A 10,133-nucleotide genomic window follows, 5' to 3' on the forward strand; every position below is an offset into this window, starting at 1 on the left:
AGGCCCGTGCAGCCAACATAATTTTCGTCGTCCGTACTGACGATTTCGCGGGCAAGCGCGCTCCTACAATTATCAGTTGGTCGCGTAATTGAAGGTGGATACACATGCGACCTGAGCGTCTACTCAGGCAGTTCCGACTCTCGACGCCGTGCTTTCGCCGGTTCCGGCCGGGCGCAGGGCAGAAATTCTCCGCGCCCCGGTTCACCCAACGGGCTCCCATCCCATACCCGTTCCCCTCTGGCGAAGGTCATCGCCGGCCATGCCGTCAAGCGCATCCCCTCGTACGGGGTGTAATCGACGTTGTGGTGCAACATTTCGTTGGTCAGCTCGATGTCCAGGTCTTCATCCCAGATCACCAGATCCGCATCCGACCCGATAGCGATGCTGCCCTTGCGCGGGTACAAACCGTACAACCGCGCCGCATTGGTGGCCGTCAGCGCGACAAACGCCTGCGGCGTGATTCGCCCTTTGCGCACGCCTTCCGACCAGAGCAGCGCCATGCGCGTTTCGACGCCCGGAATGCCATTGGCCACTTCGGAAAACGGCGCCGTCTCGCCATGGGCACGTTTGCCGTCCGGGCCGCCGTAGCGGAACGGCGCGTGATCCGATGAGAACACTTCAAACGAGCCATTCTGCAGGCCGTTCCAGACCACTTGCTGATTGCCGGCGTCTCTCGGCGGCGGGCTGCAGATGCATTTCGCGCCTTCGAAGCTGTCATCGCAGCCCAGTGAATCCGCCGTCAGAAACAGATACTGCGGGCAGGTTTCGCCGTAAACCTTCAAGCCGTGGCTCTGCGCCCAGCGGATCTGCTCGATGGCCTCGCGTCCGGACACATGGACGATGAGAATCGGCACATCGACCAGCTCGGCCAGCGCGATGGCCCGGTGCGTGGCTTCGCGCTCGACCAGCATCGGCCGCGACGTCGCGTGATAACGCGGCGCGCTGTGGCCGGCGGCGAGCAGGCGCTCGGTCAGCCAGGCGATGCAGTCACTGTTTTCGGCATGGAGCATCACCATCGCGCCTTCCGCTCGCGCCACCGACAGGGTTTCCAGAATCTCCCGGTCGTTGAGCTTCAACGCATCGTAGGTCATGTAGATTTTGAATGAGGTGTAGCCCTCGGCAATCAGCTCGGGCAGCTCGCGGCGCAGCACGTCTTCGGTGGGGTCGGTGACGATGAGGTGAAACGCATAATCGATCAGCGCCCGACCGTCCGCACGCCGATGGTAATCGTCCACCGCCGCCCGCAAGCTTTGTCCCTTCTGCTGGCAGGCAAAGGGAATCACTGTTGTAGTCCCGCCACACGCCGCCGAGCGGGTGCCGCTCTCGAAGTCATCGGCCATGACCGAGCCATCGCCGGTCGGCTGATCCAGATGCACATGGCTGTCGATCCCGCCCGGCGTGACGGTCCGCCCTCGCGCATCGACTTCCTTCGCCGCACCTTGCAGGCCCAGGCCCAGCGCGACAATTCGACCGTCGCGCACGCCGATGTCGCACAGGAAACCGTCCGCCGCCGTCACCACATTGGCGTTGCGGATGATCAGATCAAAAGCCTGCATGTCGTTCACTCCGTCAGGCGCGGGTCAGCCAGGCCTTGGCGATCTCTTCGCGGGTGGTGAACCAGACGCCTTCACGGGCCTGGGCGTATTCGATGAAATGCTTGATCGCGCGGACCCGACCCGGACGTCCGACCATGCGTGGGTGCAGCCCGATGGACATCATTCGCAGGCCGTCGGCGGACTCTTCGTACAGCACATCGAAGCTTTCCTTCATGTACTCAAGGAAATCGGAGGCTTGGGACAGGCCCGGGGAGTTCCAGTAACGGAAGTCGTTGACGTCGCTGGTGTACGGCACCACCAGATGTTGCTTGCCCTCGACGTCGACGAAATACGGCACGTCGTCGTTGTAGGCATCTGAGTCGTAGAGAAAACCGCCCTCTTCCGCCACCAGTCGACGCGTGTGGACGCTGGCGCCGTAGCGGCAATACCAGCCCACCGGACGCTTGCCGCAGGTGCGTTCGAACGACTCGATCGCCAGACGAATGTGCTCGCGCTCCTCGGCCTCGGTCAGGCGGAACACTTCCTCCCAGCGATAGCCGTGGCTGCAGATTTCATGGCCCAGCTCGACCGCCGCCTTGGCAACCTCCGGGTTCTGCTCGAAGGCCACCGCGCAGGCATGAAACGTCGCCGGGACGTTGGCCTGTTGCAGGATGTCGAGGATCCGCCAGATGCCGACGCGTGCGCCGTACTCATACATCGACTCCATCGCCAGATTGCGCACGCCATCGGGAAACTGATAGCTGCCCCACTCGGTCATGCTCTCCTGGTCAGGATCACCCATGGCCAGGGAGCGCTCCGAGCCCTCTTCGTAATTGATGACAAAGTTGACCGCCAGACGCGCACCGTTGGGCCAGGTGCCTTGGGGACGCTGCCGGCCGTAGCCGACCAGATCTCGAATGGGTAACGCCATAAAAGCCTACTCCTGCAACGTTCGAACAGTCGGCAGACCGCCAAGCCAGGGCTCAGCAGTCGATGGTTTTCAATGCATCGTGGTCCGGACCATCAAGGGTCTGACCGGTGCGAAAGGCCAGGCCCATGGCCAGGGTCTGCGCAATGCAGAACGCAGCAGTGAGCGAGCGAAAGCCCAGCAGCTCGGCGTCGTTGACCTCGATCATCACTGATGCGGGTTGTCCGATGGGGCTGAGAATGCTGTCAGTGATTGCCACGATAGGCGTCCCCGCCGCGACCGCTTGCTGGCAGGCGTCGATGGTTTCCTGCGCGTACGGCGGAAAACTCACCGCCACCAGCACGTCATCGCCGTGCAGCGCGCCGACCTGTTCGCGCAAACTGCCGCCCAGACCACTGATGTGTACGGCACGACGACCGACGCGGCTGAGCGCGTAACTCAAATAGGACGCCATGGGAAACGAACGGCGCATGCCGACCACGAAGGTGGTGCGCGCCTGCTCCAACAGCTCGATGGCGCGTTCGATCGCCTCGACTTGCTCGCCTTCGGCCAGGTGCTCCAGCGAAACGATATTCGCGCGGCTGAACGCCGAGAGCATGGCGCCCACATCGGTGGGATCGTCGAGCAATTGCTCGCCGCGATAGTGCCGGATGCGCTCTTTGAAACTGCCCTGCCCGGCCTGCTGCAACGGCTGTTTGAACAGGCGCTGCAGATCGCTGAACCCGCCGAAGCCTAGCGCCTGGGCCAGCCGTATGAACGCGGACGACGGGATGCCGGAGATCTTCGCCAGCGCCGCGACCGTGTTCAGCGCCACATCGTGGGGGTGCTCGTTCAGGTAATGCGCCGCATCACGCTGCCGCGCGGTCAGGCGTTCCTGATGTTCGACGATGGCGGCACGCAGCTCGGCCAGGGTTTGGGGTACAGGCATAAAAAGGCTCGATAGAAGTCAGGAGGGACGCAGTTCTGTGATCGCCCGGGCCAGATGCTCAACCAGGCGATTCAGCTCATCGACGCTGTTGTAGTGGGCGATCGACACACGAACCACGCCGCCGTATGGGGTCAGCCCCAACTGTTCGATCAGGCGGCGAGCATAGAAGTCACCAAAGCGGATGCCCATGCGGTGGTTGTCCACGCGGCGCACGATGGCTTCCGACTGAATACCCTCCACCACAAAGCTGATGGTCGGCACGCGATCGCCGTCGGTCACACGCGACTTTCCGATAATTCGTACGCCCGTCGTCTCCCGCAGAAACGCCAGCAGCGTCTCGGCCAGCAGGTCTTCCTGCACTTCAAAGGCATCGAACGCCGCCTGCATCAACTGGCGTTCGCTGCCGTTGGCACCGAGGCGTCGGCCGATGTCGATCAGGTAATCGCTGATGCCAATGCAGCCGTAGGACAGCTCGTAGTTCAAATTGCCAGGCTGCAACTTGTAGGGAATGACCTCCTGACCGATGAAAAAGTGGTTCAGGCTCGGCAGCTCCAGCAAGGCTTCCCGCTGGCCCCACAGCACGGCGAAGTGCGGGCCGAAGGTCTTGTAGAAACTGAACACGTAATAATCGGCGCCGCTGGCCTGCACATCGACCAGCCGATGGGGCGCGTAGGCCACGGCATCGACGCAAACCTTGCCGCCGACCGCGTGCACACGGCGCGCGACTTCGGCGACCGGGTTGACGCTGCCGAGGATGTTCGACGCATGAGTCATGGCCACGTAGCGGGTCTTGTCGCTAAGCAGCGCGTCCAGATCAGCCAATTCCAGGTCCATGCTCTGCGCATTGACCGCCCAGACGCGCAACGTCGCCCCGCGTTCCTCACACAGCCGCACCCACGGCCCGATGTTGGCTTCGTGGTCGCAGTTGGTGACGATGATTTCATCACCGGGATGAATCGACGGAGCGATAGCGCGGCAAAGGATTTGCAACAAATGGGTGGTCGAGCCGCCCATCACGCACTCTTCCGGGTAGCGCGCGTTGATCAGCTGCGCGACGGATTCCCGTGCCTGCATGACCCGCGCGCCTGCGTCGACCGACTCGCTGTAGGAGGCGCCCAGTTGCACGGCGCTGTTGAGCAAGTAATCGGTAATTCGGTCGGCGACCGGCTTGAGCACGGCAGAGCCGCCGGCGTTGTCCAGGTAGGCGTAGCCACTGCCGAGCGCGGGAAACTGGCTGCGTACGTAATCGATGTCCAAGGCATTCAAGGGATGAACTCCAGAGTCTGATCAGTGATGCAGGATGGCCTGCAAAAACGCGCGGGTTCTCGGCTCTTGCGGGGCCGTGAAGAAATCGTGCGGGTTGTTCTGTTCGATGATTCGGCCGTTTTCCATGAAGATCACCCGGTCGGCGACCTTGCGCGCAAAGCCCATTTCGTGGGTTACGACGACCATGGTCACGCCCGAGCGGGCGAGGTTCTGCATGACGTCCAGCACTTCGCCGACCATCTCCGGGTCGAGTGCGGAAGTGGGTTCGTCGAACAGGATCACCCGTGGCTCCATGGCCATGGTCCGGGCGATGGCCACGCGCTGCTGCTGACCGCCGGACAACTGGCTCGGGTATTTCGCCGCGTGGGCGCCCATGCCGACTTTCTCCAGCAGCAGGCGCGCACGTTCATTGGCGTCACGCCGGGACATGCCGCGCACCCGCACCGGCGCCAGGGCCACGTTGGCGAGCACGGTGAGGTGGGGGTATAGGTTGAAATTCTGGAAAACCATGCCGACTTCGCATCGGATACCCGCCAGTTTCGGGCCTGTTTCAACCCGTTGGCTGCCGACGCGGATGTCGCCCTGCTGGTATTCCTCCAGCAGATTGATGCAGCGAATCAGTGTCGATTTCCCTGAGCCAGATGGCCCGAGGATCACCACCACTTCGCCTTGATCGACGGTCAGGTTAATGTCGGTCAGGGCCTGGAACGGCCCGTAGAATTTGGCCACGCCTTCCATTTCGATGACGGTGCTCATGCGCTTTTCCTCCCGGCGCCATTACGTCGCTCGATCCAGCTCACCAGTTGCACCAGGGGCAGAAGCAGCAAAAGGTACATGACCGCTGCGCCCACCAGTGGTGTGGGGTTGGCTGACAATGCTTGCGCCTGAGTGGCTTGTTTAAGCAGATCAGGCATCGCCACGACCGACGCCAAAGCGGTGTCTTTCATGACGTTGATGCAGTTGCTGGTCATGGGCGGCATGACGATGCGCATGGCCTGGGGCAGGATGATGTCGCGCATGGTGTTGAAAAAACTCATGCCCTGGGAGGCCGAGGCTTCGAATTGCCCGCGGGGAATGGCTTCGATGCCGGAGCGAAAGATCTCCGCCGAATACGCGCACGACACCAGTGACAGCGCCGCAGTCGCCGCCGCGAACGACGACAGGCGAATGCCCACAAACGGCAGCGCGTAATAGATCAGCACCAACAGCACCAGCAATGGAATCGAGCGCAGCACGTCGATGTACACCCGCGCCAGAAACCGCACCGGCGCGTACCCGTACAACCGCAGCATCGCCAGCACCAGCCCGCCCACCAGGCCGAGAATGATGCTGACCACGCCCAGCATCACAGTCACGCCCAGGCCGCGGAGCATCAGTGGCAGCGCATCGACGAACACGCTCCAGTTGAAGAACGTTTCTAACAACTCCATTGCGATTCCTTGGTGGCGAGCAGTGACAGGCGGGGCCGTGAGCGGTCAGGATTACTTCAGCACGTCGACCACTTTGACGGTGCTGGACTCCGGATCAGCGTCGGCACCGAACCACTTCTTGTGCAGGTCGGCGATCACGCCTTCTTTCTTCATCGTGCTGATGATGTCGTTGACCTGACCGGCCGATGCCCAGCCCTTGGCGTGCATCAGGGAGTACTTCTCACCGGTAGGAATTTTCGCGACGACTTTGTATTGCGGCTTGTCCTTGATGTAGTACAGGACCGCCGGGATATCACTGATGTAGCCGTCCATACGGCCGGACGCGAGGTCGAGCATCGCAGGCGACAGCCCTTCGTAGCGTGAGACTTCCTTGAATTTGTATTCGGCCTGATGGGCGTTGACCCACATGTCGCCGGTGGAGCCGGTGTCGACGCCGACCACTTTGCCGTCCATGTCTTTCAGGCCGTTGATGCCGGATTTGGCGAGCACGGACAGGGATTGGTCGCTGTCGTAATACGGCTGGGCGAAGCCGACCGATTCAAGGCGTTTGGGCGTGATGGTGATCGAGGAGATGGCGATGTCAGCGCGTTTGGACTGCACGGCGCTGAACAGGCCGTTGAACGGGATGTTGACGAATTCCACGGTCTTGCCGGCGCGCTTGGCGACTTCTTTCACCACGTCGACTTCGAAGCCGACGATCTCGCCTTTGGCGTCCTGAAACTCCCACGGCACATTGCCCACGTTGGCGCCGACGGTCCAGTCAGCGGCCCAGGTGGATGCGGAAAAGGCGGTTGCCACGGCCATGCTCAAGAGTACTTTCACATTCATGTCTTGCTCCCCGATTGATCAGTCAGTTCAAGAAGGCCGCCTTACCACAAGAGGGGGCGTTTCGAGGTTCAGACTAAGATGACGAATCAAATAATTCAACAAATAAAACAAATGAATTAAATGCTTCAATCAGGTGCGAAAGTTATCCGCATTGGTGCAGAAGGGAAAGCTCGCAGGGCTGTGGGGTGTACAGAAAATGATCAGTGATCTGACGAACGCCATGCACCGAAGCAGCGCATGGATCACTCGATTACCGCGTCAGATACCAATCTGTGAGCCGGCTTGCTGGCGAACGGCCCTGGATTTGCGCACGCCGCCGATTGTGTGTCTGCCGCAATCCAGTGTAGGAGCGCGCTTGCCCGCGAAGGCAATGTGTCAGCACCGTCAATATCGGCTGACCCACCGCCTTCGCGGGCAAGCGCGCTCCTACATGTTCTTCTTCGAATCCAGATGCAATGGCTGGCGTGTAATCCTTAGGAACCGGGGTTTCAGCGGTCTACCGCTCTAGCCTCACAACACATAACGCATGATCGCGACAAAGTGCAGCAAGCTACCGGCGATGACGAACAGATGCCAGACCCCATGGAAGTGTCTGACCCTGGTGTCGAACGCAAAGAAAATGATCCCCACGGTGTAGAACACCCCGCCCAGCGCCAGACAGACGAAGCCGGCCATGCCCAGCGCAGCGATCAGCGGATTGACCGCGACCAGCACAATCCAGCCCATGACCGCGTAAATAACGATGGACATCACCCGCGCCTCGGACCGGGGTTTGATCTCCTGCAGAATGCCGATGATCGCCAGCGCCCAGACGATGCCGAACAATGTCCAGCCCCACGCCCCGTGCAGTGTCACCAGACAAAACGGCGTGTAGCTGCCGGCGATGAGCAGATAGATCGAAAAGTGATCAACCTTTTGCATGATCACTTTGGCCCGACCGCGAACGCTGTGATAAACCGTCGACGCGCTGTACAGCATGACCAACGCCACACCATAGACCGCGACGCTGATGATCTTCCAGATGTCCCCGGTCATCGTCGCGACAACCAGCATCCAGACCGCACCGATGGTCGCCAGAATCGCCCCCACCAAATGGGTCCAGGCGTTGAATTTTTCTCCGTAGTACATCCGCACACTACCTCTCTAAGTTGCACGACACGCGCCAAGGGTCCTGCTTCTGTACCGCAATGACAACGCATTGTGTCGTGTTATCGAGAATTTAATGCAGTCAGCCGCCGATCTCTTCGGCACAATCGGGCGCTCTCAAAACAAGAACCCGGCGCGGGCCCACACGATGCAGATCGACGAAGAGCTCACCCTCAAGAAGCTGGAAATTTTTCTGGCGTTTATGCGCACCGGCAATCTGGCTCGGGCAGCGGCAGAGTTGCAGACGAGTACGGTCAGTGTGCATCGGGCGATTCACTCGCTGGAAAGCGCGTTGCGTTGCCCGCTGTTCAAGCACGAGGGTCGCAACCTCACGCCGCTCGAAGGCGCTTACGTGCTGGAGGAGCGCGCGCAGAAGCTGGTGCAGGACGTGCTCAGTACCATCGAACAGACGCGGCAGGCGGCGGGGTTTTCGGCGGCGCGGTTCAAGCTGGGGGCGCTGTATTCACTGACGGTCAAAACCGTGCCGCAGCTGATCATGGGCCTGAAGATCCGCCGCAGCGAGCTCAACATCGACCTGATTCTGGGCTCGAACATTGACCTGTTCTACAAGCTGAAGAACATGGAAGTGGATGCGATTCTGGTGTCGCTGAACGAATCCGTGAGTGATCCGGATTGCGAGCATTTGCCACTGTTCTCAGATGACATCTTCCTCGCGGCCCCAGTGGATTCACCCTTGGCCCACCACAGCGAAGTGGACCTGAGCGATCTGCGCGAAGCGACGTTCATTACCCTGACGCAAGGTTTCGCGACCCATCGAGATGGGGCGATGGTATTTCAACAGGCAGGTTTTGAGCCGAAAGTGGCGATGCAAGTCAACGACATCTTCACCCTGCTGAGCATGGTCAGCTCGGGAGTGGGCTACGCCTTGCTGCCGGGGCGAATCGCCGCCGTCTACGAAAACCGCGTCCGCCTGGTGCCGCTGCAGGCGCGATACCGCATGCAGCAGCACATCGGACTGGTCTTCCTCAAAGCCCGCGAACGCGACCCGAACCTGCTGGCGTTGCTAGCGGAATGCCGGATGTACTCGAACCGGCTGGCCCAGGCCTGAGTCGACGCCCTGTGGGAGCGCGCTTGCCCGCGAAGAGGCCGGTAAAGCCAACACATCTCTATCGTCAGAAACAAAGCCTTCGCGGGCAAGCGCGCTCCTACAGGTTTGCGGCGGACGCCAAATCCACGTCTGCCCGTGAGAATAACCCCGCATCGAGATTTGCTCGTTGAGGCCCGCCGCCGAGGCCTTGCCGGACCCGCTTCTGCCGAAGGCGTAGGAGCGCGCTTGCCCGCGAATGCGTCATTACAGACACATCCGGAATATCTGTTTGCCGCAGAGCTGATTGCCTGTGCACTAGCCTGATCCTGCACATCTCACAACGCGCAAAGGAATGCCAATGTCACAAAGAAGCACTGATCTCCGACTAGGCCGTTATTCGGGAGTAGGACAGATTTATCTTCTGACCTCCGTAGTGAATGGCCGACAACCGCTGTTCACCAACTGGCGCACCGGCCGGCTGGTGGTCGAAGAGTTTCGACGGGCCCAGCAAGCTGGTATTGCAGAGTCTCTGGCGTGGGTCGTCATGCCGGACCATTTTCACTGGCTAGTGGAGTTGAGAGAGGGAACGTTGGGAATGCTGGTGCGCCGGGTTAAATCCGGCAGCGCGCTGGCGATCATGCGGTCGGGTCACACACCGCTTCGGGTATGGCAGAAGGGTTATCACGACCGGGCGGTTCGGCGGGAGGAAGATTTGCAGGCCGTCGCACGTTACATCGTTGCCAATCCGTTGCGGGCCGGGCTGGTGAAACGCGTGGGGGATTATCCACTCTGGGATGCTGTGTGGCTGTGAGATTTTTCGCGGGCAAGCGCGCTCCTACAGGTTTTGTGCCATACGCCAAATCCAATGTCTGCCCGCGAGAATAACCCCGCATCGAGATTTGCTCGTTGAGGCCCGCCGCCGAGGCCACGCCGAACCCGCTTCTGCCGAAGGCGTAGGAGCGCGCTTGCCCGCGAAGAGGCCGGTGCAGCCGAGACATCTCTATCGTCAGAAACAAAGCCCTGT

10 protein-coding genes are annotated in these 10,133 nt (G+C 60.9%); 2 read left to right on the forward strand and 8 right to left on the reverse strand.

Going from position 1 to position 10,133, the window contains the following annotated elements; all coding sequences use genetic code 11:
* Positions 1–119 precede the first annotated feature (119 nt).
* The 8 genes from hydA to trhA form a co-directional block, all read right to left on the reverse strand.
* The gene (gene hydA, locus ACYAR8_RS11650; RefSeq protein ID WP_463579951.1) at positions 120–1,556 is read right to left on the reverse strand and encodes a dihydropyrimidinase; all 1,437 of its coding nucleotides are present in this window, start codon (positions 1,554–1,556) and stop codon (positions 120–122) included.
* 13 nt (positions 1,557–1,569) lie between these two features.
* On the reverse strand, positions 1,570–2,466 hold the full coding sequence (locus ACYAR8_RS11655; RefSeq protein ID WP_463579952.1) for an allantoinase PuuE: 897 nt from the start codon (positions 2,464–2,466) through the stop codon (positions 1,570–1,572).
* A 52-nt stretch (positions 2,467–2,518) separates the two neighbouring features.
* Positions 2,519–3,391: a MurR/RpiR family transcriptional regulator gene (locus ACYAR8_RS11660; protein ID WP_463579953.1), complete on the reverse strand. Its 873-nt coding sequence runs from the start codon at positions 3,389–3,391 to the stop codon at positions 2,519–2,521.
* Between the two features lie 18 nt (positions 3,392–3,409).
* A complete protein-coding gene (locus ACYAR8_RS11665; RefSeq protein ID WP_463579954.1) occupies positions 3,410–4,657 on the reverse strand; it encodes a cysteine desulfurase-like protein in 1,248 nt (415 codons plus the stop codon).
* Positions 4,658–4,678: 21 nt separating this feature from the next.
* A complete protein-coding gene (locus tag ACYAR8_RS11670; protein ID WP_037018914.1) occupies positions 4,679–5,413 on the reverse strand; it encodes an amino acid ABC transporter ATP-binding protein in 735 nt (244 codons plus the stop codon).
* Positions 5,410–6,087: an amino acid ABC transporter permease gene (locus ACYAR8_RS11675; RefSeq protein ID WP_065991207.1), complete on the reverse strand. Its 678-nt coding sequence runs from the start codon at positions 6,085–6,087 to the stop codon at positions 5,410–5,412. The genes ACYAR8_RS11670 and ACYAR8_RS11675 overlap by 4 nt, the downstream gene beginning before the upstream one ends.
* A gap of 51 nt (positions 6,088–6,138) precedes the next feature.
* Complete coding sequence (locus tag ACYAR8_RS11680; protein WP_065991205.1) at positions 6,139–6,915, reverse strand: transporter substrate-binding domain-containing protein; 777 nt, start codon at positions 6,913–6,915, stop codon at positions 6,139–6,141.
* A 510-nt stretch (positions 6,916–7,425) separates the two neighbouring features.
* The gene (gene trhA / locus ACYAR8_RS11685; RefSeq protein WP_074893516.1) at positions 7,426–8,043 is read right to left on the reverse strand and encodes a PAQR family membrane homeostasis protein TrhA; all 618 of its coding nucleotides are present in this window, start codon (positions 8,041–8,043) and stop codon (positions 7,426–7,428) included.
* A gap of 166 nt (positions 8,044–8,209) precedes the next feature.
* Between trhA and ACYAR8_RS11690 the strand changes: the two genes are divergently transcribed.
* Both ACYAR8_RS11690 and ACYAR8_RS11695 read left to right on the forward strand, forming a co-directional pair.
* Positions 8,210–9,130 (forward strand): LysR family transcriptional regulator, encoded by a 921-nt coding sequence (locus tag ACYAR8_RS11690; protein WP_074893522.1) that lies wholly within the window; start codon positions 8,210–8,212, stop codon positions 9,128–9,130.
* Positions 9,131–9,461: 331 nt separating this feature from the next.
* Positions 9,462–9,920 (forward strand): REP-associated tyrosine transposase, encoded by a 459-nt coding sequence (locus ACYAR8_RS11695; protein ID WP_463579955.1) that lies wholly within the window; start codon positions 9,462–9,464, stop codon positions 9,918–9,920.
* The last annotated feature ends 213 nt before the right edge of the window (positions 9,921–10,133 follow it).

Source organism: Pseudomonas sp. HP_01 (assembly GCF_055284355.1).